Genomic DNA, 24,322 nt, shown 5'->3' on the forward strand with positions numbered 1-24,322 from the left:
TCGCCGGGGAGTAACCGCTGCTCAACGCTCGATACCTCACGGCCCCGATCCGCCGGTGTGAGAATCCGACCGAGCGAGTGATCTGTCGCACATGCGCAGGGTGCGCGCGGGGTGGCGATTCAGGACAGGTTTAAAGTCCGATATGGCCCGCATTACACCCTTGCGCGGGCAAATCTACGAGATGGTGAGCTGAATGGATCTCTTCGAATACCAGGCGAAGGAACTGTTCGCCAAGCACGGGGTTCCCACCACACCCGGTCGGGTGACCGATGATGCCGCCGACGCGCGGGCGATCGCCGAGGAAATCGGCAAGCCTGTGATGATCAAGGCGCAGGTCAAGACCGGCGGGCGTGGCAAGGCAGGCGGCGTGAAGTACGCCGCGACCCCGGACGACGCGCAGTCCCACGCTTCCAACATCCTTGGCCTCGACATCAAGGGCCACGTCGTCAAGAAGCTGCTGGTCGCCGAGGCCAGTGACATCGCGGAGGAGTACTACATCTCCTTCCTGCTCGATCGCACCAACCGCTCCTACCTGGCCATGTGCTCGGTCGAGGGCGGCATGGAGATCGAAGAGGTCGCCGCGACCAAGCCCGAGCGTCTCGCGAGGGTCGCCGTCGACGCCGTGAAGGGTGTCGATCTGGAAACCGCGCGCTCGATCGCCGAGCAGGGCCATCTGCCCGCCGAGGTGCTCGACGCCGCAGCGGTCACCATCGCGAAGCTCTGGGAGGTCTTCGTCAAGGAAGACGCCACCCTGGTCGAGGTCAACCCGCTCGTCCGCACCCCGGACGATCAGATCCTCGCCCTCGACGGCAAGGTCACCCTCGATGCCAACGCCGACTTCCGTCAGCCCGGCCACGAGGAGTTCGAGGATCGCGACGCCACCGATCCCCTGGAGCTCAAGGCCAAGGAGAACGACCTCAACTACGTCAAGCTCGACGGTGAGGTCGGCATCATCGGCAACGGCGCGGGCCTGGTCATGTCGACCCTCGACGTGGTCGCCTACGCCGGCGAGAAGCACAACAACGTGAAGCCCGCGAACTTCCTCGACATCGGCGGCGGCGCCTCGGCCGAGGTCATGGCTGCCGGTCTCGACGTCATCCTCGGCGACGAGCAGGTCAAGAGCGTCTTCGTCAACGTCTTCGGTGGCATCACCGCGTGTGACGCCGTCGCCAACGGCATCGTCGGTGCTCTGGAGAAGTTGGGGTCGGACGCCAACAAGCCGCTGGTCGTCCGCCTCGACGGCAACAAGGTCGACGAAGGCCGCAAGATCCTGGCCGATGCGAACCACCCGTTGGTCACGCTCGCCGAAACCATGGACTCGGGCGCCGACAAGGCCGCCGAGCTGGCGAGCAAGTAAGGGAGCCACGGAATATGTCGATCTTTCTGAACAAGGACAACAAGGTCATCGTCCAGGGCATCACCGGCGGTGAGGGCACCAAGCACACCGCTCTGATGCTCAAGGCCGGCACCAACGTCGTCGGCGGTGTCAACGCACGCAAGGCCGGCACCACCGTGTCGCACGTCGACGCCGACGGCAACAACGTCGAGCTCCCGGTGTTCGCATCGGTCGCCGAGGCCATGAAGGAGACCGGGGCCGACACCTCGATCGCCTTCGTGCCGCCGAAGTTCTCCAAGGACGCCATCATCGAGGCCATCGACGCGGAGATCCCGCTGCTCGTGGTCATCACCGAGGGCATCCCGGTGCAGGACTCCGCCTACGCGTGGGCCTACAACGTGGAGAAGGGCGAGAAGACCCGCATCATCGGCCCCAACTGCCCCGGCATCATCACCCCGGGTGAGGCCCTGGTGGGCATCACGCCGAACAACATCACCGGCAAGGGTCCGATCGGTCTGGTCTCCAAGTCGGGCACCCTGACCTACCAGATGATGTACGAGCTGCGCGATCTCGGCTTCTCGACCGCCATCGGCATCGGCGGAGACCCGGTCATCGGAACCACCCACATCGACGCCATCGAGGCGTTCGAGAAGGACCCCGAGACCAAGCTGATCGTCATGATCGGTGAGATCGGTGGCGACGCCGAGGAGAAGGCCGGCGAGTACATCAAGGCCAACGTGACCAAGCCCGTCGTCGGCTACGTCGCGGGCTTCACCGCTCCCGAGGGCAAGACCATGGGCCACGCGGGAGCCATCGTCTCCGACGGTGCGGGCACCGCCCAGGGCAAGAAGGAGGCCCTCGAGGCCGCGGGCGTCAAGGTCGGCAAGACGCCGTCTGAGACCGCCTCGCTGGCCCGGGAGCTCTACGAGGCCCTGTAGCCTCACAGCAACCGAAGAGCCCGAGCGGGAGTTTCTCCCGCTCGGGCTTTTTCATGGGCCGACTCGCGCAACCGCCGCGTGAGATAATCCGTCGGTGGACTCCCAGGCGCGACGCGGCGCGATTTCCCAGCTGGCGGGGGAGTCGATGCGGTATGCCGGGGTGCTCGTGGGGGTCGCCGAACGGCTGCCCGTTGCCGGCGGGTTGATCGGGTCCGTGCGGGCTCGGATCGCCACGATCTCCGATGCCGCCGTCGCCGTGGCCGTCTCGACGACGCGAGCCGTCCTGGGCGTCGTCATCCGGGAGGTCGTCGATGCATTGGTCGAAGAGGTCGACCTGACCGACCTCGTGCTGACCCACGTCGATCTCAAGCGCCTCATCACCGAGGTGCTCGCACTCATCGACATCGACGAGGTGATCACCACCGTCGACCTCGATCGTGCTGTGGCGCAAGTGGATCTGATGGCAGCGATCGATCTGGTGGACCTCGACGCGGTGATCGCAAAGGTGGACCTCGACTCCGTCGCCACCGGCATCGACATCGACGCGATCGCTGCCCGCATCGACATCGACGCCATCCTCGGGCGCGTCGATCTGATCGGACTCGCCGAGGAGATCATCGACGGCGTCGATCTCCCCGACATCATCCGCGAGGCGAGCACCTCGGTGACCGCCGATGTGATGACCGATGTGCGCAGCACCAGCGAGCGGGCCGACGATGTGGTGGCCAACGCGGTCAACCGCTTTCTCCGACGACGCGGCACGGAGTCCGGCGACCCCGAGAGCGGCGGAGGAGTTCCGAGATGACGACCGACCCGGGCGAGGTCGCCTCCGGCGACGGTCAGAGTATCCCTGCCACAACGACTCCCGCGATCGCACGGGTGCACCGCGCGCACGCCGTGCAGGATCGTGACAAGAACGCGGGCATCGTGAGCCGGGGCATCGCGGCGTTCCTCGACCTGCTCGTCGTCTGGACCATCCTGGGTGCCGGTTACGCCGGCCTGTCGCTGATGAAGTTCGCGGTCTCGGTCGGCGAATTCGCTCTGCCCGAGGTCGATATCGTCTTCACGACAACGGGTTTCGTGCTGGTGTCGGTCCTGTACCTGGCGACGTGCTGGGAAGTGTCCGGACGGACGCTGGGTGCTGTCGTCATGGGGTTGCGGGTGGTCAATGCGAAGGGCGCACGCATCCGTCCCGTCGTCGCCGTCCTGCGGGCGCTCGTGTGTACCCTGTTCGCCGTCGGCCTGGCATGGGTGATCGTGGACCGGCGGCGCCGATCGGTCGCCGACGTCCTGCTGCGCACCAGGGTCATCTACTCTCGCTGACGGCTTTCAATTGGGTCAGGCCCTTCTCGAAGTCCCTGCCCAGCATCTTGTCGAGGAAGCCGAGTGCGCCTCCGACACGGCTGAACAACGTGTGTTTGCCGACCATCGTCCAGATGACGCGCGTGGACCGACCCTGCGGAACCAGTTCGAAGGTGACGGTGTTGGTGGTCTTCATCGGCTTCTCGAAATCGAGGCGCACCTCGACCTCCCGCGGGTCGTCGACGCGGATGATCTCCATGGCACCGCGTCCCGCCTTCTTGTTGCCCGACCATGCGTATTTCGCCCCGACCCCGGACTCCGCACCCGAGTACTCGCGGGACATCGCGGGATCGACCTGTTCCCACGGGGACCAGTGCACCCACTGCCGGAAGTCGGTGAGCTGTGCGAGGACGGCATTCGGCGGGGCGTCGACAGTGATCGATCGGGTGATGCGGAAAGTGTCGGACATGGGGGTTCTCCTGGCCGTCGGTCGACTGGTTCGAGCTGACGCGAGTATGACATCGGCGGGCGGCCGATACGGTGGCATCCATGGGTGAACGGGCACGGCTGACCGCAACGGACCTGCGCGACATGCTCGTCGACGAGGGAACGTGGGAATCGTGGGATTCCCCGGTCGTGAGTCCGGCGTCGACATCGGACGGCAACGATGACGCCTACGCCGAGGAACTGACGCGGGCACGCGAGCGCACCGGGTCCGACGAATCGGTGATCACCGGCTCCGGGGTGATCGGCGGTCATCCGGTGGCCGCGGTGGTCAGTGAGTTCGGCTTCCTCGGTGGGTCCATCGGGCGTGACGCGGGGACCAGGATCGTGGCGGCGGTCCGGCGTGCGACCGAGGAACGACTCCCTCTGGTCGCCCTTCCCGCGTCGGGTGGTACGCGGATGCAGGAGGGAACCGCGGCGTTCCTCCAGATGGTCGCGATCGCCGGGGCGGTCACCGACCACAAGGCGGCCGGGCTGCCCTATCTCGTGTATCTGCGGCATCCGACCACCGGTGGCGTCTTCGCCTCGTGGGGTTCGCTCGGCCATGTCACCTGGGCCCAGCCCGGGGCGCTGGTCGGCTTCCTCGGACCCCGTGTGTACGAGGGGCTGTACGACGAGGCGTTCCCGGAAGGGGTGCAGACGGCCGAGAACCTGTCTCGCACAACGGTCGTCGACGATGTCGTCGACCCCGGTGATCTGGCAGGCCGACTCGCGTCGGTGGTGGGTCTGCTCGCGCGCCGATCGTCGCCGGCGTCGCCCGCCGAGACCACGGCGCAGTCGGATCGGGTCATCCCCCCGGCGGCGAGGGACGCGTGGGAGTGCGTCCTCGCGACCCGCGCGCCCACGCGGGCGGGGCTGATCGAGTTCCTCGCGGCGGGTGAATCGGCCCCGCTGTCGGATGCCGGCCCATTGCGCTTCTCGCTCAGTGACTTCGGGGGTCGGGTGGCCCTCGTCGTCGGCTACGACCGGACCTCACAGGCAGAAGGCGACCTGCCCGGCCCGCGGCATCTCCGCGAGGCGCGCCGGGCGATCATGGCGGCCGGCGACCTCGACCTACCCGTCGTCACGGTGATCGACACGCCCGGGGCGGAACTGTCGGTGGTGGCGGAGGAAGGTGGTCTGGCCGCTCAGATCGCCCGCTGCACAGTCGAATTGATGAAGGCTCCGGTGCCAACGGTCTCGGTGCTGCTCGGTCAGGGTGCCGGGGGCGCGGCGCTCGCGCTGTTCCCGGCCGACCTCCGGGTGGCGCGGTCGGATGCATGGCTGTCACCGCTCCCGCCCGAGGGCGCGAGCCTGATCGTGCACCGCGACCGCGATCACGCCGACGAGATGGCGACCCGCCAGGGCATTCTCGCCGGACGGCTGGCCGCGCAGGGGATGGTCGACGAGATCGTCGACGCCGGGTCCGATCCCGCTGCGCTCACGCAGATCCGTGATGTCATCGGGCGGTACCTCGCCACATCCCCGGTGCCCGACGCGGCTGCGCGTACCCGCGTTCCGTCGGTGCACGCGCGATGACCGAGCGCGTCGTGGCCGTCGGGGCACTCATCACCGACGATGACGGTCGAATCCTGTTGATACTGCGCCGCAACGAGCCGTCGGCGGGGCATTGGAGCCTCCCCGGTGGCAAGGTCGAGCCGGGAGAGACGCTGGAGGAGGCCGTCGTTCGCGAGGTCCAGGAGGAGACGGGGCTGATCGTCGAGGTCGGCGAACCGGCTGTCCAGCTGGAGATCCCGGTCGGTGACGGACGGGTCTACGAGGTGTACGACTTCCGCGCCGAGATCCGCGCAGGCACCCTGCGGCCCGGCGACGATGCCGCCGACGCCGCGTATTTCACTCCCGCACAGGTTCGCGAGGCAAAGGTCACCGACCGGTTGGTGGACTACCTCGAGCAAGCGGGAGTCCTGCCGCGCGAATCGCGCTGATGTCATGAGCCCGAGGCCGACGTGGTGCCGCACGGAAGTCTTGTGCAGGATGGAGTGATGACCGAACTACTGCCCCTGGACCCCGACCAGCTCCTCACCACCACGCGCTCGGTGCGCAAGCGCCTCGACTTCGACCGGCCGGTGCCGCTCGAGGTGATCAAGGAGGCCCTCGAGGTCGCCCTCCAGGCGCCGACGGGCAGCAACAGCCAGACGTGGCACTGGATCGTGCTGACCGATCCCGAGCTCAAGCAGAAGGTCGCCGATTACTACGCGCAGTCCTTCGCCAAGTACTACTCCGGTCAGGCTCCGCGGGACGAGACCGGAAAGCGGGTGGCCTCCAGCGCCCAGTACCTCGCCGACACGATGGGCCAGGTCCCGGTCCTGGTGATCGGCGCCATCTACACCGGTGGAGATCTGCCCGCGGGCAATCAGGCGGGTGTGTGGGGGTCGTTGCTGCCCGGTGCATGGAGCCTGCAACTGGCGCTCCGCGCCCGTGGCCTCGGATCGGCGTGGACGACGCTGCACATCAACTACGAGAAGGAGATCGCCGAACTCCTCGGGATCCCGGACAACATCCACCAGGGTGTGTTGCTCCCGGTCGCATACTCCAAGGGCACCGACTTCAAGCCGGCGCCGCGCAAGCCTCTCGATTCGGTCCTGCACATCGACGGCTGGTGAGTCGCCGGACGGTCACATCCGGTCCGGAACCTCACATCGCAGGGCGGCCAGGGCCATCGCGGTGAGCAACTGCCGTAGCCGGTCCTGGTCGAAGGCCGGGAGCCGCGGCGAGGAGTTCAACAAGCCGAACATGGCATGGACCCGCACACGGGCTTCGTCGCGATCGCCCGCGCGGCCCTCGTCGTCGCCCACGGCCAGCAGCACGTCGACCCACCTCTCGACGTAGCGCCGCTGCAACAGGCGCACCTGGTGATTGGCAGCCGGTGTCATCGACGAGATGTCGCGGTCCTGCACGGTGATCAGGTCGGGGCGGGTGACCAGCACGTCGATGTGGAAGCCGATCAGCGCCACCAGCGTGTCAGCGGGACGCCCGCCGCGGTCGGCGACCTCGGTGCCGCCGTCGTGCAGACGCTGACTGATGTCGATGAGCATCTCGTCGAGGAGTTCGGTCTTCGACGAGAAGTGCCGGTACATCGCCGGGCCGCTGACCCCGACCGCGCGGCCGATGTCCTCGAGGCGTACACCGGCGAATCCCCGCTCGGCCATCTGTGCGGCGGCCGCGGTCAGCAACTCGGCACGGCGCGCCGCCTTGGCCTGGGTACGGCGCGTGGGCGGACGAGTCTCGGATGCCGTGTCGCCCTCGCGCGCTTCGTGCGTCGCGGACATCGTCCGAACTCTACGCGCCCGGGCAGCGGGCAGCCGCCGATACATCGCGGTCTCCCGCGGTCGACGGTCGGGCGACCTCCGGTCGAATGACAACTCCGCTCACCGGTGCACACCCGGGGTCGCACGATCTAGTCTTGCGCCAGGTCATGCCCGGGCGAAGACGCGCGGGCGAGTGAGCAACCGCGGAGTCGGGACCGGCGCCGCGGCGTCGACGAGGAGTGCAACCGTGAATCCAGGCGAGCCCCAGCACCCGGGCGGTCAGTGGTCGGGCGTACCCCAGGGTCAGCCCCAGACCGGCGGCTTCCCCGGGCAGCAGTGGGGCGGACCGGGCGGTCCGTACCCAACCGGCGGCTGGGGCCCGGCCCCGGGCGGTACGGCCCCGCGCGCCGACCTCGCGGTGATCTTCGCGCTCGCGTCCGCGCTGGCCGGGATCGTCACCTACTTCATGGGCTTCCTCGGATGGGTCTCGGTGTCGGCCGGTGCCGAGGAGGATCTGAATCGCTGGGGAGCGGAATTCGAGGAGGGCCGGGGCGGGATTCCCGCGTACTTCTCCTATGAGATCGTCCTGAACCCCGGGAAGTTCTTCATCGTCCTCGGGGTCGTCGGCATCGCGGCGACGTTCGTCCTGGTTCCGCGGTATCGCAAGGCCCTGCCGTTCCTGGCGGTCATCGGGGTTGCGGCGTGGCTGGCCCTGTTCGCTGCGGCACTCATCACGCCGCCGTTCCTCGACCTCGGTGCCGGTGCGATCGTCGGCCTGATCCTCGGGTTCCTGCAGGTGGCCCTGTTGATGGCGGCGGCATTTCTGTACGGTCTGAAAAAGGATGACGCACAACCCGCCTGACGACCCGGTGGTCACCTTCCTCCGCCACGCCGGCTGTGTGTTCGCCGAGGAGGAGGCGGCCATCCTGCGCGAGCACGCCCACGACGCAACCGAACTCGACGATCTCTGTGCGCGCCGCGCCGCGGGCCAACCACTCGAGCACCTCGTGGGCTGGGTGCGGTTCGGCGACCTCCGCCTGGCGGTCGGCCCCGGGGTCTTCGTGCCTCGGCAACGCTCACTGCTGTTGGCGCGCACCGCGGTCGCCGCAGTGCGGGCGCGACGGTCTCCGCTCGTGCTCGAGGCGTACTGCGGTGTCGCGCCCATCGCTGCGAGCGTCGCGGCCGCTGTCCCCGGCGTCGCTCTGCACGTCGTCGATGCCGACAACACCGCCCTGGGCTTTGCGCGCCGAAACCTGCCGGGCGGGACCGGGATTCATCTCGGTACCGGACTCGGAGCACTGCCGGCGGGATCACGCGGCCGGATCGACGTGATCGCTGCCGTCCCTCCGTATGTACCCGAATCAGGGCTCGTACTGCTGCCGCCGGAGGCCCGGGACCACGAGCCGCCCCGGGCGCTGCTCGGTGGCCCCGACGGCCTGGTCCACATCACGGCGTTGATCTCCGACGCCCGGGAATGGCTCGCTGTCGGCGGCGAGCTGCTCATCGAGATGAACACCGCCCAGTACGATCTGATCGTCCGCGACGGGCGGGTCGGCGCGTCGCTCGAGTGCGAGCTCGTCCCGGGCGATGACGGCCAGACCGCCGTGGCGCGTCTTCGGCGTTTGCGCTGACGGCAGCAGTCGATGAAGGGTCAGACGCCCAGTGCCGCCCGCCGGCGCCCGAGTTCCGCGCGATAGCGCTCCACATTCCTCATCTTGACGCTCTCGTAACCGCGCACCATGTCCGGCAACTCGGCCAGTGCGATCACCGCGGGCATCTGCTCGGCACCGAGTCCGCCGCCGGAGAACGAGCGGGCGAGGGACTCGAGCAGGTCACGGTACTCGGTGACCAGTGCGCGCTCGGTTCGCCGGATCTCGCTGCGGCCGAACGGGTCCAGGGCGGTGCCGCGAAGTCGCTTCATCGTCGCGAGTGCACCCAGTGGTGCGTTCGCCCACCGGCCGAGGGCCAGCTTGTCGCGCATTCCGAGAGTGCGCAGGGTCGGTGGATGGAGTCGGACCGCGACCTGCGCGTCGTCGCCGAACTCGTGGGACACCCTCGCCGCGAATGACGGATCCTGGGTGAGCCGGGCCACCTCGTACTCGTCCTTGTAGGCCATCAGCTTGTACAGGTTCCGGGCGACCGCGGCGGTGAGTGCGTCGTCGGACACGGCTCCGTGCAACCGGCCCACCGCGTCGAGATACGTTCGCGCGTAGCGCTCGTCGGCGTAGGCGATGAGTTCGTCGTAACGGATGGCGATGGTCGCCGCGAGTTCGTCGTCGAGTCCGGAGAGGTGATGCGACCGGGTCACGATCTCGAGTGCCCGGCCGCTCGGCACCGGTCCGGCCTCACCGTTTCCGCGAAGCTCTGCCACCGTCGACGCCACCGCGGGCGCATCGGCCACCGTCTGACGTCCCCGCCGGAACGCCTGTACGTTCTCCTCGACCGCCACGCCGTTCAGTGCGATCGCGCGCTCGATCGCCGACGCCGTGATCGCCAGTGCGCCGGCCTGGTACGCGGCGCCCACCATGAGCATGTTGGCGAACTGTTCGTCGCCGAAGAGTGCCGTCGACAAAGCGCCGGAGTCGAGGTACACCCCGCGAGTGACACGGGCGTCGATCGCGGAGTGGACCGCGGCCTCGGCCGGGTATCCGACCGAGGTGTCGATGACCATCAGTCCGGTCGGTACCTGCGTGGTCGACACCACGGCGACGGTCTTCTCCGGGGTCGCGACCTTGAGGTTGGCCGGATCGGTCCCGACGAGCGGGTCGCACACGAGGTACAGATCGCAGTCGTCGGAGGCGACCTTCGCGGCCTGCTCGAGAGGCTGTGGTGCCACCTTGATGTCGCTGACCACCGCACCTCCCTTCTGTGCCAGCCCGGTCATGTCGACGGTCCGCGCGCTGTGGCCGTCGAGGACGGCGGCGGTCGCGAGCACCTGGGACACTGTCACGACGCCCGTGCCGCCGATACCGGTGACGCGCATCGAGAACGTGTCCCGCACCGGCGGAACCGCGGGAGCCGGCAGCGCCGAGTCGGCGAGAGCGGTTGCCCGCGGGCGTGTACGGGCGGATCCCGGGGTGACCGTGACGAACGACGGGCAGTCGCCGTCGAGGCAGGAGTAGTCCAGATTGCAGGAGCTCTGGTCGATCTGCGTCTTGCGACCGAATTCGGTCTGCACGGGATGGACCGACAGGCAGTTGGACTTCTCGCCGCAGTCGCCGCAGCCCTCGCAGATGCGTTCGTTGATCATCACCCGTGTGGTGGGAGTGGGGATGGTGCCGCGCTTGCGCTTACGACGCTTCTCCGCGGCGCAGTGCTGGTCGTGCACGAGCACCGTCACCCCGGGCACGGCCGCCAACTCGGCCTGCACGTCGAGGAGGTCGTCTCGGTGCCGGACCTCGACCCTGCCCGGAAGTCCCAGCCCGCGCGTGCGTTTCACGTCGTCGGAGGTGACGACGACTCTCGCCACGCCCTCGTCGAGGAGCATGGAGGTCAGCCGAGGGAGAGTCATCGCGCCGACGGGGTCCTGCCCGCCGGTCATGGCGACCGTGCCGTTGAACAGCAGCTTGTAGGTGATGTTCTCACCCGAGGCCACCGCGGCCCGAAGCGCGAGGGACGCCGAGTGCAGAAAGGTGCCGTCGCCGACGTTCTGGACGAAATGGCGGGCGGACACGAACGGTGCCATGCCCAGCCACTGCGCGCCCTCGCCGCCCATCTGCGTGACCCCGGCGATCTCGCCGACCTGGCGCGGGTCCATCAGCAGCACCATCGCGTGGCAGCCGATGCCGGCACCGACCAGGGTGTCCTCGGCGACCTTCGTCGAGCTGTTGTGGGGGCAACCGGAGCAGAAGTACGGGGTCCGTACCCCCAGGGGCAGCTCGATCCGCGTGCGGCGCGCGGCCTTTCGGCGCAGCCACTGCTCGGCGGCCTCGACGTGATGCCGGGCGAGTCGGTCGGCGAGCCCGCGGGTCACCGCGTCGACGTCGAGTTCACCGAACCGCGAGAACAGGGTGGAACCGTCCTCGTGCACCTTCCCGACGATGCGTGGTGCACGCGGGTGACGGAAGAGGATGTCGCGCATCATGGTCTCGATGAAGTCGCGTTTCTCCTCGACGACGATGACCTCCTCGAGATCTCCGGTCGCGGTGTCGAACATGAAGCGATTGAGTATCTCTCGCTCGATGGGGTAGACCATCCCGAGTTTGAGGATGCGTATCCCGAGCCGCCGGAGGTCCTCGTCGTCGATGCCGAGGAGGCGCAGCGCCTCCCGCAGGTCCAGGTAGGTCTTGCCCGCGGCGACGATGCCGATGCGGTCGTCGGCGCTGGAGACCACGATGCGGTTGATCCCGTTGAGGCGTGCGTACTCCTGCGCACGGGGGAGCCTGATGGTGAGCTGGTTCTGCTCGAGTTCCATGAGATTCGATCCGAGCAGCCGTCCGCTGGGAACGTGTGGGCTCGTGCCGAGGTCACCGTGGACGGGCGCGATCCGGTCGGGGTCGACATGGGCGCCGGACGCGCCGTCGGCGACGTGGGCAGAGATCTTCAGCGAGGTCCACAATCCGCTGACCCGGCTCATGGTGGCCGCGTGGACGCCGAGGTCGAGGATGTCCTGCGAGTCGGCGGGGTAGAGGATGGGGATGTAGAGGTCGGCCAGGGCCATCTCGGATGCGCAGGGCACCGTCGACGACTTGGCACCGGGGTCGTCGCCCACCAGTGCGACGGCACCGCCGGCGGGATGTGTCCCGATCAGGTTGGCGTGCCGCAGTGCGTCGGTCGCGCGGTCGAGTCCGGGTGCCTTGCCGTACCAGTAACCGACGACCCCGTCGCGAGCCGTGCCGTCGGGTGCTCGACGCAGGCCGTCCGGGCCCGTCACCTGGGCAGCGAGTTGAGAACCCATCACCGAGGTGGCGGCCAGCTCCTCGTTCAGCGCCGGGCGGTGGATGACGTCGTACTCGGCGAGGAGATCCCGGCGGCGGGCGAGCTCGAGATCGTAACCGGCAAGGGGCGAACCCTCGTAACCCGAGACGAACGATGCGGTCCGGAGATTCTGGCGGCGGTCGACGCGAGCACGGTCGCGGACCATCCGGACGAGAGCCTGGATTCCGGTGAGGTAGATGTCGCCCGCGTCGCGGGTGTAGCGCTCGTCGAGGGAGAACCCGGCGATGCCGGTCAGCGGGGCGCGCGAGGCGGATTCCGCGGTGTTCCGGGGTCGCGCGCGGTCGTCTGCGAGGGTCATGGGGTCACCTGGCCTTCTGTGTGCGGTGGGTCGGTGCCGTGGGTATCGGCTGGTCGACGCATCGGTTGTGGCGGCCCGGGGGTGGTGGGCCTGACACCACAGTACGAGACGCGGTGATGTGCGTCACGTTGCAGGGCCGGGAGTACGGCGTGGGCCGGTCGGCACCGAACGCGTGACACAGGCCACCGTGTCGCGTAGTATCTTCTTTCAGTTAATCGCAACTAACTGAAGGGTCGACGGTGACCAGCACGCTCGAAGGCTTCCGGGCCGCCCACCAGCGCAACATCGACCTCCTCGATGAGCGGCTCCGCGACGTGTCCGACGGTGGCGGCGCCACAGCGCGCGAACGTCATGTCTCGCGCGGGAAGTTGCTCCCGCGCGACCGGGTCGACGGCCTGCTCGACGTCGGGTCGCCGTTCCTCGAGGTCGCCCCGCTGGCGGCCTACGAGATGTACGACGGCAAGGCGCCCGCCGCAGGTGTCATCGCGGGGGTGGGACGCGTTGCCGGCCGCGAGTGCATGATCGTGGCCAACGACGCGACGGTCTCGGGCGGCACCTACTACCCGATCACGGTCAAGAAGCATCTCCGGGCACAGGAGATCGCGGCGGCCAACCGCCTGCCGTGCATCTATCTCGTCGACTCCGGCGGAGCCATGCTGCTCCAGCAGGACGAGGTCTTCCCCGACCGCGACCATTTCGGTCGCATCTTCTACAACCAGGCGACGATGAGCGCCGCGGGCATACCCCAGATCTCCGCTGTCCTGGGTTCCTCCACGGCCGGTGGGGCGTATGTGCCGGCGATGAGCGACGAGACCGTCATCGTGCGCAACCAGGGCACCATCTTCCTGGCCGGACCGCCCCTGGTGAAGGCGGCGACGGGAGAGGATGTCTCGGCCGAAGACCTCGGCGGTGGAGCGATGCACTCCTCGGTGTCCGGAGTGACCGACCATCTCGTGGAGAACGATCAACAGGCCCTGGCGAAGGTCCGCGACATCGTCGCGACACTCGGCCCGCGCGAGGCGCCGCAGTGGGAGACCGTCCCGGTGCGTGAGCCGCTGCGGCCGCAAACCGACATCTACGACGTCGTGCCCACCGACCCGCGCACTCCGTACGACGTCCGATCTGTCATCGAGATCATCTGCGACGGCGGCGAATTCACCGAGTTCAAGGAGAACTACGGTACGAGTCTGGTGACCGCGTTCGCCCACCTCCACGGGCATCCGGTGGGAATCGTCGCCAACAACGGCGTGCTCTTCGGCGAATCGGCGCTGAAGGGTGCCCATTTCATCGAGTTGTGCGACCAGCGCCGAATCCCGTTGCTGTTCCTGCAGAACATCACCGGCTTCATGGTGGGCAAAGCCTACGAGCAGGGTGGGATCGCCAAGCACGGCGCGAAGATGGTGAACGCGGTGGCATGTGCCCGCGTTCCCAAGTTCACCGTCATGGTCGGCGGGTCCTTCGGCGCAGGCAACTACTCGATGTGCGGTCGGGCGTACTCGCCCCGGTTCCTGTGGATGTGGCCCAACGCCCGCATCTCCGTCATGGGCGGACCGCAGGCCGCGGACACGCTCGGCACGGTGCGGCGCAACCAGATCGAGCGATCCGGGCAGCAGTGGCCGGCCGACGACGAGGAGGCGTTCAAGGCGCCGATCCGCGAACAGTTCGAACGTCAGTCCGACGCCTACTACTCGACGGCTCGCCTCTGGGACGACGGCATCATCGACCCCGCCCGGACCCGGACCCTGTTGGGACTGGCGCTCGAGACCGCCCGGTATGCGCCGCTCGCCGAGCCGCGCTACGGCGTTTTCCGCATGTGAGCCCCAGCAGGTGAGCCCCGACCACCCGTACCGCCTACCCAGAGGACCCCGACCGTGAGTACCAGAGCCATTCGCAGTGTCCTGGTGGCCAATCGTGGCGAGATCGCCTGCCGCGTGATCGACACCCTGCGCCGCATGGGCGTCCAGAGCATCGCGGTGTACTCCGATGCCGATGCGGACGCCCGCCACGTACGCGAGGCCGACGTCGCGGTACGCATCGGCCCCGCCGCCGCGACGCAGAGCTACCTCGACATCGACGCCGTCGTCGACGCGGCTCGTCGAACCGGCGCCGACGCCGTCCACCCGGGATATGGATTCCTTTCCGAGAACCAGAGATTCGCGGCCGCGCTCGCCGAGGCGGGCATCATCTTCATCGGTCCACCGGCCGAGGCCATCGCGACGATGGGTGACAAGATCACCGCTCGGGCAGCGGTCACCGCTCGCGGTGTCCCGGTGGTTCCCGGCCTGTCCCGGCCCGGGTTGTCCGACGACGACCTGATCGCCGCGGCCCCCGACATCGGGTTCCCGGTGCTCATCAAACCGAGCGCGGGAGGCGGCGGCAAGGGCATGCACCGCGTCGAGGACCCGGAGGGCCTGCCCGCCGCTCTGCAACGTGCACGGCGGGAGGCCGCCGCAGCATTCGGCGACGATGCGCTGTTCCTGGAACACTTCGTCGACACGCCGCGGCACATCGAGGTGCAGGTGCTCGCCGACCAGCACGGCAACACCGTGCACCTCGGTGAGCGCGAATGCTCACTGCAGCGGCGCCACCAGAAGGTCATCGAGGAGGCGCCCTCGGCACTGCTCGATGCCGACACGCGAGCCCGCATCGGCGAGGCGGCCTGCGATGCCGCCCGGAGCGTCGGCTACACGGGTGCGGGGACCGTGGAGTTCATCGTGTCTGCCCACCGGCCCGACGAGTTCTTCTTCATGGAGATGAACACCCGGCTCCAGGTCGAGCACCCGGTCACCGAGCTCGTCACCGGCGTCGACCTCGTGGAGCAGCAGATCCGCGTGGCGCGCGGCGAGGTCCTCGGTCTCGAGCAGGAGGCGATCACCCTCACCGGACACGCCGTCGAGGCACGCGTCTACGCCGAGGACCCGGCCCGTGGTTTTCTGCCCACCGGTGGAACCATCGAGCACCTCGTCCATCCGGACACCTCACCGGGGAGCGGTGTCCGCGTCGACTCGGCGATGATCGGCGGACTCCGAGTCGGCAGCGACTACGACCCCATGCTCGCCAAGGTGATCGCGTACGGCACCGACCGGGAGGAGGCGCTCGAACGGCTCGACCAGGCGCTCGCCCACACCCGCGTCCTCGGCGTCGTCACCAACATCGATTTCTGTCGGTTCGTCCTGCGTCGGCAGGAGGTGATCGAGGCCCGACTCGACACCGAGCTCCTGGATCGCCTCGTCGTCGATTATGTTGCTGCCGAACCCGCCCCGGAGGCCCTCGCGCTGGTCGGACTCGCGCGTATCGGCACGCGTGACCCCGGTGACGTCTGGTCGTCTGCGGTCGGATGGCGCGTCGGCCGCGCCGCCCCGGTGGTCACGCGTCTGGTCGGTGACGGTCGGCACTCGACGGTCGCCATCCTCGTCGACCACGCAGACGCACAGTCGATCTCGGGCACCGCGACCGTCACCTACGAGGACCCCGATGGCGACGGCGGGCCGCCGGACTGGACCGCACACGTGGTCTACCTGCCGGCGCAGCCCGGTGGAGCCCGCGACTCCGACCGCCTCATCGTCGACGGGGTGAGCCAGTCCTGGTCGAGCGCCCGCGTCGGCGAGAGCTGGTGGGTCGCAGGCCCCACGGGCACCTCGGTCCTCGACCTCGCGCGGCCCCTGCTCGACGAGGCCGCCGGGGATCACGCCGGCGAGATCACCAGCCCGATGCCCGGCACGGTGGTCGCGGTGTCGTCGGCGACGGGTGATCAGGTGTCGGCAGGACAACCCGTCGTCGTCGTCGAGGCGATGAAGATGGAACATTCACTGGCCGCCCCGGTCGACGGTACCGTCGACATCTCCGTCGCGGTCGGGGACAAGGTCGACGCGGGACAGACTCTCGCCGTCGTGACCGCAGACGGCGACGAACCCGGCAGCGCGAGAACCGCGGCGGAGTCCACGGATGAGATGCCGGTCGCGACCGCGCCCGCACGATCCTGACGACACCACCAGACCAACGACAGACTGACCAGAAGGATCCTGATGGAACTCACCCAGGAGTACACCGACCTCATCGACACTGTCCGCGACTTCGCGCAGACCGTCGTGGCCCCGGTGGCCGCGAAACACGATGCCGAGCACACCTTTCCGTACGAGGTGATCGCCCAGATGGGCAAGATGGGTCTCTTCGGCCTGCCTTTCGACGAGGAGTACGGCGGCATGGGAGGCGACTACTTCGCGCTGTCGCTGGCCCTGGAGGAACTCGGCAAGGTCGACCAGTCGGTCGCCATCACCCTCGAGGCGGGTGTGAGCCTCGGCGCGATGCCGATCTACCGCTTCGGCACCGAGGAGCAGAAGCAGCAGTATCTCCCCGAACTCACCGCGGGTACGGCACTCGCCGGCTTCGGGCTGACCGAACCCGGCGCCGGTAGCGACGCGGGTGCCACCGCGACCACCGCCCGCGACGACGGTGACTCCTGGATCATCAACGGCGGCAAGCAGTTCATCACCAACTCCGGCACCGACATCACGTCGCTGGTGACCGTCACCGCCGTCACCGGCGTGAAGGAGAACGGCAAGAAGGAGATCAGCACCATCGTCGTGCCGTCGGGCACACCGGGTTTCACGGTGGAACCGGCTTACAACAAGGTCGGATGGAACGCCTCCGACACCCATCCGCTCACCTTCACCGACGTCCGTGTGCCGAAGGAGAACCTCCTCGGCGTACGCGGCCGCGGGTACGCCAACTTCCTGTCCATCCTCGACGAGGGTCGCATCGCGATCGCCGCCCTGGCGACCGGCGCGGCCCAGGGCTGCGTCGACGAGAGCGTCAAGTACGCGAAGGAACGACAGTCCTTCGGCAAACCGATCGGCGAGTACCAGTCGGTGTCCTTCGCGATCGCGCGGATGGAGGCCCGGGCGCATGTCGCCCGCACCGCCTACTACGACGCCGCCGCGAAGATGCTGGCGGGCAAACCCTTCAAGAAGGAGGCGTCGATCGCCAAGATGATCGCGAGCGAGGCCGCGATGGACAACGCGCGCACGGCAACCCAGATCCACGGCGGCTACGGGTTCATGAACGACTACCCCGTCGCCCGGCACTACCGGGACTCCAAGATCCTCGAGATCGGCGAGGGCACCACCGAGGTGCAGCTGATGCTCATCGCACGAGAGCTGGGGTTCGCATGACCGACGACGACACCCGACGGGCAGGTGAGCAACCCCGGATCACCCAGCGCGGCCTGTGGTTCGAGGAGTTCACCGAGGGCACGATCTATGAGCACCGCCCCGGCCGCACCGTGACCGAGGCCGACAACGTCCTGTTCACGACGCTCACGATGAACACGCAGGCATTGCACCTCGACGCCGCATGGTCGGCCCAGCAGCCGGGGTTCGGCGGTCAGCGCCTGATCAATTCGATGTTCACCCTGTCGACGATCGTCGGGTTGTCGGTGTCGCAGCTGACACAGGGCACCCTCGTCGCGAACCTCGGATTCAGCGAGGTCGCGTTCCCCGCCCCGCTGTTCGCCGGGGACACCCTCTACGCCGAGACCGAGTGCACAGGTAAACGCGAATCGCGGTCCCGCCCGGGGGAGGGCGTGGTCAACTTGACCCACATCGGACGCAACCAGCACGGCGAGGTGGTCGCGCGGGCCGCACGCGCGACGCTGGTGCGCAAGCAACGGACGGAGTGACGACGATGTTCTTCGAGGACCCGGCGCCAGGCCCGGTCAACGCCGGCCGGCAGCCGGCAGGGCCGCAACCGACGAACGCATGGCTGCCCCCCGGGCCCGCGCTGCTGTTCTGCCCGGCCGACCGCCCGGAGCGGTACCAGAAGGCGCTCGACCGGGCCGATGTGGTCATCATCGATCTCGAGGACGCGGTCTCTCCGGCGAACCGTGCGCAGGCACGCGAGGCCCTCGTCAACCATCCCGTCGACCCGGGCCGGACCATCGTGCGGATCAACCCGGCGGGTACCGGCGACTACCGGCGCGACCTCGCCGCAGTTGCCGAGACGAACTATCGGGTCGTCATGCAGGCCAAGGCCGAAGACGTGTCCTCGATCCTCGACACCGCGTTCCAGACGATCGCCCTGATCGAGACGCCCCTCGGCGCGACACGTGCCCGCGACATCGCCGCGACGTCGAACTGCATCGGACTCATGTGGGGGGCCGAGGACCTCGTCGCCGGGCTGGGAGGCACCTCGAGCCGGTTCGGGCCGGGCGAGCCCCGTCCCGGCCAGTACCGCGACGTCGCGAGCTGGGTGCGATCGATGGTGCGGATCGCCGCCGCCGCGTACGGCAAGTTCGCCGTCGACTCGGTGCACCTCGACATCGACGACGTCGACGGCCTCGTCGCCGAGGTCCGGGACGCGGTGGCGCTGGGTTACACCGCGACCGCATGTATCCACCCATCGCAGGTCGATCACATCCGGAACGGTTACCGACCCTCGGACGAGGCGGTGGAGTGGGCCCACAAGGTCCTCGACGGCGCGACCGAACACGCCGGCGGCGTCTTCAGTCTCGACGGTCAGATGATCGACGGACCCGTCCTGCGTCAGGCCGAGGTGGTGCTCTCCCGCGTGGGCGTCGGGCGAGCGGACCCGGCAACCGAACTCGACTGACATTCCCCGACAAACCATCTGGGCACTTCGCCCCGACAGACCGGAGCACGACATGAGCACCGACGCTCACCTCCAGCGCGCACACACCCGGGGAGATGAGACCCCGGCCCTGCTGACCGAGACGATCGGCGCGACCCTCGCGCGCACCGTCGCCGAGTACGGCGACCGGACGGCGCTGATCGACGCCGAGGCTGGTCGCGAATGGACCTACGACGAATTCCACCGTGACGTGCGCGCCGTGGCCGCCGGCCTGGTGCGCCTGGGGGTCTCGGTCGGTGACCGTGTCGGGATCTGGTCGCCCAACCGGTTCGAGTGGGTGCTGACGCAGTATGCGGCGGCCGAGATCGGCGCCGTCCTGGTCAATCTGAACCCTGCCTACCGTCAGAACGAGATCGAATACGCCCTCATGCAATCGGGTACGAGCGTCGTGCTGACCGCGGAACGGTTCAAGGACTCCGCGTACGCGTCGATGCTCGAACAGGCGCGGCCCCGATGCCCCGATCTGCGCGAGGTGGTGCTGTTCGAGTCGCCGGAGTGGGCGGCGCTGAGCGCAGAACCCACGCCGGACGAGGCGTCCCGGGTCGCCGAGATCGCCGCGTCGTTGTCCGCCGACGACCCGATCAACATCCAATACACCTCCGGAACAACGGGATTCCCGAAAGGTGCGACGCTGTCGCACCGCAACATCGGCAACAACGGCTACCTGGTCGGAGAACTGCTCAACTACACCGCCGACGATCGCATCTGTCTGCCGGTGCCCTTCTATCACTGCTTCGGCATGGTGATGGGGAATCTCGCCGCGACGAGTCATGGTGCGGCCATGGTCATCCCCGCACCCGCCTTCGACCCTCGAGCGACTCTCGCCGCCGTGGCCGAGTACCGGTGCACCAGCCTCTACGGGGTGCCCACCATGTTCATCGCCGAACTCGCCCTGCTCGACGACGGTCTCGACGTCGATCTGTCGACCCTGCGTACCGGCATCATGGCGGGGTCCCCGTGCCCCGAACACGTGATGCGGCAGGTCGTCGAGCGGATGCACATGGGCGAGGTCTCCATCTGTTACGGCATGACCGAGACGTCGCCCGTGTCGACCCAGACGCGGGTCGACGACCCTCTCGAGCTGCGTGTCACGACGGTAGGCCGCGTCGGACCGCACCTGGAGATCAAGGTGGTGGACCCCGCCACCGGTGACACCCTCGGCCGCGGTGAGACCGGCGAGTTGTGCACGCGCGGTTACTCGGTGATGACCGGTTACTGGAACCAGCCCGAGAAAACCGCCGAGGCCATCGATTCCGACGGCTGGATGCACACCGGCGACCTCGCCGAGATGGACGACACCGGGTATGTGCGGATCACCGGTCGCATCAAGGACATGGTGATCCGCGGCGGCGAGAACATCTATCCGCGTGAGATCGAGGAGTTCCTCTACACCCACCCGGACATCCTCGACGCCCAGGTCATCGGCGTCCCGGACGAGAAGTACGGCGAGGAACTGATGGCCTGGGTGCGATTGCGCGATCCGGCGACGGAATTCACCGCCGAGGACCTGCGTGCGTTCGCCGACGGCAAGATCGCCCGCCACAAGATCCCGCGCTATGTCCATGTGGTGGAGGAGTTCCCGATGACGGTCACCGGCAAGGTCCGCAAGGTCGCGATGCGCGACGAGGCCGTGTCGATCCTCGAGCGGTTGCGGTGAGCGCAGCGCAGATCGAGCGGTTCACGCGGTTCGTCGCCGAACGGTTCGATGTTGCTGAACTGGACTCCGAAACAACCGATTACCACGACCTGTGGGCGTGGTCGGTACGTCGGCCCGCGCAGTTCTGGCGCGCCGTCTGGGAATTCTTCGACCTCGACGCGCTGTCTGCGGAACCCCTCGGGGACGGAGACGACGCGGTACTCGCCGATGCCCGGATGCCCGGGGCGCGATGGTTCCCGGACGTACACCTGAACTACGTCGACCAGATCCTGCGGCATTCGTCTCTGCCGGGCGCCGCGATCGTCGGGATCGACGAGTCGGGCGAGCGAACCGAGATCAGCTGGTCGGATCTGCCGGTCCGGGTGGCCGGGCTGGCATCGACCCTGCGTGCGCACGGCGTGGGTTCGGGCGACGTGGTGGCGGCATACCTGCCCGACATTCCCGAGGCCGTCGTCGCCTTCCTCGCCACGGCGTCGCTGGGTGCGATCTGGTCGGGTTGTGGTCAGGACTACGCGCCGGAGGGTGCGGCCGGCCGGCTCGGTCAGCTCTCGCCCAAGGTCCTGTTCACCGGCAACGGGTACCGCTACAACGGCAAGTACGTCGACAAGCGTTCCGACAGTATCGAACTCGCCGCTCTGCTACCGGGACTCGCAACCCACATCGCCGTCGGCGCCGAGGACGCCGCGCCGTCGGCGATCTCGTACGCCGACGCGGTCGAAGGTGATCCGTCCGGTTTTCGGCCGGTGCCCGTGCCCTTCGACCACCCGCTGTGGGTGCTGTTCAGCTCTGGAACCACCGGCCGCCCCAAGGGCATCGTGCACGGCCACGGAGGTGTGCTCGTCGAGCATCTCAAGGCCGGTGCGCTGCACGGTGATCTGTCGGGCGACGACGTGTTCTTCTGGCAGACCGCGCTGAGCTGGATGATGTGGAACTACCAGGTCGCCGGATTGCTCTGCGGTGCAAGGATCGTCTGCTACAGCGGGTCCCCGCTGTATCCCGACGCCGACCGGCTCTGGCAGATCGTCGACGACGAGAAGGTCACCTACTTCGGCACCAGTCCCGGACAGTTGCAGGCCTCTCGCAAGGCCGGACTCGAACCGGGGCGCACCCACGACCTGGGACCGTTGCGTGTGGTGGGAAGCACCGGATCCTCGCTCGCCGCAGACCTCTTCACCTGGATCGACGACCATGTCAAGGTCGGGGTGCCGATCTCGTCGATCAGCGGGGGTACCGACATCGTCTCGGCCTTCGCCGGGGGGTCGATCGGTGTGCCGGTGGTCCCCGGCGAGCTGTCTGTGCGCTATCTCGGTGTCGCGCTGGAGAGTTGGGCTCCCGACACGACACCGTTGGTGGGCGAGGTGGGTGAGCTCGTCGTCACCGCGCCGATGCCGTCGATGCCGGTCCGGTTCTGGGCCGATCCCGACGGCGCCCGCTACCGGGCGGCGTACTTCGCCCACGAATGGGACGGAAACGGGGCATCACCGGAACCAGACGCCCCGGTGTGGCGCCACGGCGACTGGGTGACCGTCACCGAACGCGGATCGCTCGTCATCCACGGCCGCAGCGATGCGACTCTGAACCGCCACGGGATTCGGATGGGCTCGGCCGACATCTACGAGGTCGTGGAATCCCTCGACGAGATCGCGGAGGCCTTCGTACTCGGCGTCGACGGATCCGGCGGCGCCTACTGGATGCCGTTGTTCGTGACCCTGGTCCCCGGGGCCGTGCTCGACGACGAGCTCATCGCCCGAGTGGCCGGGGCCGTGCGCGACCGGCTCTCGAAACGGCATGTGCCGGATGAGGTCATCGAGGCGCCGGGAATTCCGCACACTCGCACGGGGAAGAAGCTCGAGGTTCCGGTCACGGCGATTCTGGCGGGACGCACGGAGGTCAACATCGATCCGAAGGCCGTCGACGATTACGGGCTGATCGACTGGTACGCCGAACAGGGCCGTTCGCACGCCTGGTGATAGGGCGGTCGCCGGGTCGCCGGATGCCGGTACGGTGGGGGACTCCAGACACGGGGATCGGCGCGGATCGCCCGCGTGCGCCTGCGGCAGTTGTGCAACGGTGGGCCGAGGCACCGGCCATGTGTACTAGCGTGGGCCGGGAGTTCTGCGCTCGTGGGGGGCGACGGCAGACGCCGTCACCTCGACCGCGACCCGCTGATCCTGACCGACCGACCCGACCAGGAGATCGCCATGACCTATCCACCCGGGGGCTACGGGCAGCAGCCCGAGTCCGGCCAGTCCTACGGCCAGTACGGCAACCCGTCGGGTTACCCGCAGGCCGGCGCCCACAACACCGGACCGCAGGGCACGCCTGCCGGCGGAGCCGAGCAGTACGGGCAGTACGGACAGCAGGGGCAGTACGGACAGCAGGGCTATGGCCAGCAGTACGGCCAGAGCGGGCAGACCTACGGCCAGGGGCAGCAGGGATACGGCCAGAATCCGGCCCAGGGCTACGGCCAACCAGGCTCCGGGCAGCAGAGCTACGGCCAGCAGGACAGTGGCCAGCAGGCCGCCGGTCAGTCCGGGTACGGGCAGTCCGGTTACGGTCAGCCGGCTCAGGGCCAGCAGGGCTACGGCCAGTACGGCTACCCGCAGCAACCGGCCAAGACCCCGAGCCAGGGGTTGCCGGCGATCACGCCGACCCTTCTCGCCGCGGCGATCGGCGCTTTCGGCCTCATCGTCCTGTTCGGTGGCTTCCTGTCGGCCGCCGAGTCGTATGACTTCGCGCTCAAACTGTTCCAGACCCAGTACAACGCGCCGTATGCGCTGATGAGCGTCGCCGGTGTCCTGTCGCTGCTGTCGATCATCCCGGGCGTGAAGGTTCCGGCCGCGCCGATCGTGGCGTCGCTGGCCATCCCGGCCTTCCTGATCACCCTGTTCCAGTTCCTCAACATCGACGACAACGGTGCCGGCGCGATCGTGCTGCTGATCTTCACCCTGCTGTCGGCGATTCTCGCGGTGGTGTGGTTGCTGACCGACGCGGGCGTCATCAAGGTCGCACCTGCTGTCGGCACGGCCGCGGCCGTCAACCCCGCCAGCTCGGTGCCCGCCCAGTCCGATGCGACCGGAAGTCAGCAGGCGACCGGCTACGGCGACGCTCAGACCACCGCTTACGGCACCGGCACCAACACCGGACAGTCGCAGTACGGGCAGCAGGCATCGTCGAACTACGACCCGTCCGCCTACGCGCAGTCGTCGGGCGCTTCGTCGTCCGGCTACGGCAGCAGCGCCGGCGAGTCCTCGGCATCGGCCGGCCAGTCCACCGCGTCGGCCTCCGGGCACGGAGAACCGGGATATGGCGACTACCGGCCCGGGCAGTACGGCGCGGGAGCCCCCGGTTCCGGTGCGTCGCCGACCCCGCCGGCGGCCGACACCCCGGCCGGTGACCACTCGACCACGGTGTTCCAGAAGCCCGAGCCGCCCACGAGCAGCGGTAGCTGACGCT

The 24,322-nt window shown here is 68.3% G+C and carries 20 protein-coding genes; 17 read left to right on the forward strand and 3 right to left on the reverse strand.

Annotated features, from left to right (window positions below):
* The first annotated feature begins 193 nt into the window (after positions 1–193).
* From sucC to ACSUZC_RS06385, 4 genes are all read left to right on the forward strand, one after another.
* Positions 194–1,357: an ADP-forming succinate--CoA ligase subunit beta gene (sucC, locus tag ACSUZC_RS06370; protein ID WP_010843609.1), complete on the forward strand. Its 1,164-nt coding sequence runs from the start codon at positions 194–196 to the stop codon at positions 1,355–1,357.
* A 14-nt stretch (positions 1,358–1,371) separates the two neighbouring features.
* Positions 1,372–2,274: a succinate--CoA ligase subunit alpha gene (gene sucD, locus ACSUZC_RS06375; protein ID WP_238421214.1), complete on the forward strand. Its 903-nt coding sequence runs from the start codon at positions 1,372–1,374 to the stop codon at positions 2,272–2,274.
* 94 nt (positions 2,275–2,368) lie between these two features.
* Positions 2,369–3,079 (forward strand): hypothetical protein, encoded by a 711-nt coding sequence (locus ACSUZC_RS06380; protein WP_439032030.1) that lies wholly within the window; start codon positions 2,369–2,371, stop codon positions 3,077–3,079.
* Positions 3,076–3,597: an RDD family protein gene (locus tag ACSUZC_RS06385; RefSeq protein ID WP_439032031.1), complete on the forward strand. Its 522-nt coding sequence runs from the start codon at positions 3,076–3,078 to the stop codon at positions 3,595–3,597. The genes ACSUZC_RS06380 and ACSUZC_RS06385 overlap by 4 nt, the downstream gene beginning before the upstream one ends.
* Here the strand turns inward: ACSUZC_RS06385 and ACSUZC_RS06390 are convergent.
* Positions 3,581–4,045, reverse strand: coding sequence for an SRPBCC family protein (locus tag ACSUZC_RS06390; RefSeq protein ID WP_439032032.1), 465 nt, complete (start codon positions 4,043–4,045; stop codon positions 3,581–3,583). The two genes, ACSUZC_RS06385 and ACSUZC_RS06390, sit on opposite strands and share 17 nt — an antisense overlap.
* An 80-nt stretch (positions 4,046–4,125) precedes the next feature.
* Here ACSUZC_RS06390 and ACSUZC_RS06395 point away from each other — a divergent pair, with 80 nt between their 5' ends.
* From ACSUZC_RS06395 to ACSUZC_RS06405, 3 genes are read left to right on the forward strand one after another with little or no spacing between them, the layout of a single operon-like run.
* Positions 4,126–5,598 carry a carboxyl transferase domain-containing protein gene (locus ACSUZC_RS06395; protein WP_439032033.1) on the forward strand — a complete coding sequence of 491 codons (1,473 nt, stop codon included), beginning with the start codon at positions 4,126–4,128 and terminating at the stop codon, positions 5,596–5,598.
* Positions 5,595–6,005: an NUDIX hydrolase gene (locus ACSUZC_RS06400; protein ID WP_439032034.1), complete on the forward strand. Its 411-nt coding sequence runs from the start codon at positions 5,595–5,597 to the stop codon at positions 6,003–6,005. Before ACSUZC_RS06395 ends, ACSUZC_RS06400 begins: the two co-directional genes overlap by 4 nt.
* Before the next feature lie 57 nt (positions 6,006–6,062).
* The gene (locus ACSUZC_RS06405) at positions 6,063–6,683 is read left to right on the forward strand and encodes a nitroreductase family protein (RefSeq protein ID WP_439032035.1); all 621 of its coding nucleotides are present in this window, start codon (positions 6,063–6,065) and stop codon (positions 6,681–6,683) included.
* Between the two features lie 12 nt (positions 6,684–6,695).
* On the opposite strand, the gene ACSUZC_RS06410 is transcribed toward ACSUZC_RS06405, so the two are convergent.
* Positions 6,696–7,349, reverse strand: a complete 654-nt coding sequence (locus ACSUZC_RS06410) for a TetR/AcrR family transcriptional regulator (protein ID WP_439032036.1) — start codon at positions 7,347–7,349, stop codon at positions 6,696–6,698.
* 226 nt (positions 7,350–7,575) lie between these two features.
* On the opposite strand from ACSUZC_RS06410, the gene ACSUZC_RS06415 reads away from it, so the two are divergent.
* Complete coding sequence (locus ACSUZC_RS06415) at positions 7,576–8,190, forward strand: DUF5336 domain-containing protein (RefSeq protein ID WP_439032037.1); 615 nt, start codon at positions 7,576–7,578, stop codon at positions 8,188–8,190.
* Complete coding sequence (locus tag ACSUZC_RS06420; protein WP_439032038.1) at positions 8,171–8,959, forward strand: SAM-dependent methyltransferase; 789 nt, start codon at positions 8,171–8,173, stop codon at positions 8,957–8,959. The genes ACSUZC_RS06415 and ACSUZC_RS06420 overlap by 20 nt, the downstream gene beginning before the upstream one ends.
* 20 nt (positions 8,960–8,979) lie before the next feature.
* On the opposite strand, the gene ACSUZC_RS06425 is transcribed toward ACSUZC_RS06420, so the two are convergent.
* Positions 8,980–12,564 (reverse strand): indolepyruvate ferredoxin oxidoreductase family protein, encoded by a 3,585-nt coding sequence (locus ACSUZC_RS06425; RefSeq protein WP_439032039.1) that lies wholly within the window; start codon positions 12,562–12,564, stop codon positions 8,980–8,982.
* A 239-nt stretch (positions 12,565–12,803) separates the two neighbouring features.
* Here ACSUZC_RS06425 and ACSUZC_RS06430 point away from each other — a divergent pair, with 239 nt between their 5' ends.
* The 8 genes from ACSUZC_RS06430 to ACSUZC_RS06465 all read left to right on the forward strand — a co-directional run bounded on the left by ACSUZC_RS06430 (position 12,804) and on the right by ACSUZC_RS06465 (position 24,318).
* Positions 12,804–14,381 (forward strand): carboxyl transferase domain-containing protein, encoded by a 1,578-nt coding sequence (locus ACSUZC_RS06430; protein ID WP_439032040.1) that lies wholly within the window; start codon positions 12,804–12,806, stop codon positions 14,379–14,381.
* A 54-nt stretch (positions 14,382–14,435) separates the two neighbouring features.
* Positions 14,436–16,547, forward strand: a complete 2,112-nt coding sequence (locus ACSUZC_RS06435) for an acetyl/propionyl/methylcrotonyl-CoA carboxylase subunit alpha (RefSeq protein ID WP_439032041.1) — start codon at positions 14,436–14,438, stop codon at positions 16,545–16,547.
* 42 nt (positions 16,548–16,589) lie between these two features.
* On the forward strand, positions 16,590–17,735 hold the full coding sequence (locus tag ACSUZC_RS06440; protein WP_439032042.1) for an acyl-CoA dehydrogenase family protein: 1,146 nt from the start codon (positions 16,590–16,592) through the stop codon (positions 17,733–17,735).
* The gene (locus ACSUZC_RS06445) at positions 17,732–18,241 is read left to right on the forward strand and encodes a MaoC family dehydratase (RefSeq protein ID WP_439032043.1); all 510 of its coding nucleotides are present in this window, start codon (positions 17,732–17,734) and stop codon (positions 18,239–18,241) included. Before ACSUZC_RS06440 ends, ACSUZC_RS06445 begins: the two co-directional genes overlap by 4 nt.
* A 5-nt stretch (positions 18,242–18,246) precedes the next feature.
* Complete coding sequence (locus ACSUZC_RS06450) at positions 18,247–19,170, forward strand: HpcH/HpaI aldolase/citrate lyase family protein (RefSeq protein WP_439032044.1); 924 nt, start codon at positions 18,247–18,249, stop codon at positions 19,168–19,170.
* Positions 19,171–19,222: 52 nt separating this feature from the next.
* Positions 19,223–20,866 (forward strand): AMP-binding protein, encoded by a 1,644-nt coding sequence (locus ACSUZC_RS06455; RefSeq protein WP_439032045.1) that lies wholly within the window; start codon positions 19,223–19,225, stop codon positions 20,864–20,866.
* Positions 20,863–22,836 carry an acetoacetate--CoA ligase gene (locus tag ACSUZC_RS06460; protein ID WP_439032046.1) on the forward strand — a complete coding sequence of 658 codons (1,974 nt, stop codon included), beginning with the start codon at positions 20,863–20,865 and terminating at the stop codon, positions 22,834–22,836. Before ACSUZC_RS06455 ends, ACSUZC_RS06460 begins: the two co-directional genes overlap by 4 nt.
* 231 nt (positions 22,837–23,067) lie before the next feature.
* Positions 23,068–24,318, forward strand: coding sequence for a DUF5336 domain-containing protein (locus tag ACSUZC_RS06465; protein ID WP_439032047.1), 1,251 nt, complete (start codon positions 23,068–23,070; stop codon positions 24,316–24,318).
* Positions 24,319–24,322 lie beyond the last annotated feature (4 nt).

This window comes from Gordonia terrae, assembly GCF_051789125.1.
GTDB classification, from domain to species: domain Bacteria; phylum Actinomycetota; class Actinomycetes; order Mycobacteriales; family Mycobacteriaceae; genus Gordonia; species Gordonia terrae_A.

What these genes read in the sequence shown, in the direction of transcription:
- sucC (WP_010843609.1), top strand. Translation starts at nt 194, where the DNA reads ATGGATCTCTTCGAATACCAGGCGAAGGAACTGTTCGCCAAGCACGGG.
- sucD (WP_238421214.1), top strand. Translation starts at nt 1,372, where the DNA reads ATGTCGATCTTTCTGAACAAGGACAACAAGGTCATCGTCCAGGGCATC.
- ACSUZC_RS06385 (WP_439032031.1), top strand. Translation starts at nt 3,076, where the DNA reads ATGACGACCGACCCGGGCGAGGTCGCCTCCGGCGACGGTCAGAGTATC.
- ACSUZC_RS06390 (WP_439032032.1), bottom strand. Translation starts at nt 4,045, where the DNA reads ATGTCCGACACTTTCCGCATCACCCGATCGATCACTGTCGACGCCCCG.
- ACSUZC_RS06395 (WP_439032033.1), top strand. Translation starts at nt 4,126, where the DNA reads ATGGGTGAACGGGCACGGCTGACCGCAACGGACCTGCGCGACATGCTC.
- ACSUZC_RS06400 (WP_439032034.1), top strand. Translation starts at nt 5,595, where the DNA reads ATGACCGAGCGCGTCGTGGCCGTCGGGGCACTCATCACCGACGATGAC.
- ACSUZC_RS06405 (WP_439032035.1), top strand. Translation starts at nt 6,063, where the DNA reads ATGACCGAACTACTGCCCCTGGACCCCGACCAGCTCCTCACCACCACG.
- ACSUZC_RS06410 (WP_439032036.1), bottom strand. Translation starts at nt 7,349, where the DNA reads ATGTCCGCGACGCACGAAGCGCGCGAGGGCGACACGGCATCCGAGACT.
- ACSUZC_RS06420 (WP_439032038.1), top strand. Translation starts at nt 8,171, where the DNA reads ATGACGCACAACCCGCCTGACGACCCGGTGGTCACCTTCCTCCGCCAC.
- ACSUZC_RS06425 (WP_439032039.1), bottom strand. Translation starts at nt 12,564, where the DNA reads ATGACCCTCGCAGACGACCGCGCGCGACCCCGGAACACCGCGGAATCC.
- ACSUZC_RS06440 (WP_439032042.1), top strand. Translation starts at nt 16,590, where the DNA reads ATGGAACTCACCCAGGAGTACACCGACCTCATCGACACTGTCCGCGAC.
- ACSUZC_RS06445 (WP_439032043.1), top strand. Translation starts at nt 17,732, where the DNA reads ATGACCGACGACGACACCCGACGGGCAGGTGAGCAACCCCGGATCACC.
- ACSUZC_RS06450 (WP_439032044.1), top strand. Translation starts at nt 18,247, where the DNA reads ATGTTCTTCGAGGACCCGGCGCCAGGCCCGGTCAACGCCGGCCGGCAG.
- ACSUZC_RS06455 (WP_439032045.1), top strand. Translation starts at nt 19,223, where the DNA reads ATGAGCACCGACGCTCACCTCCAGCGCGCACACACCCGGGGAGATGAG.
- ACSUZC_RS06465 (WP_439032047.1), top strand. Translation starts at nt 23,068, where the DNA reads ATGACCTATCCACCCGGGGGCTACGGGCAGCAGCCCGAGTCCGGCCAG.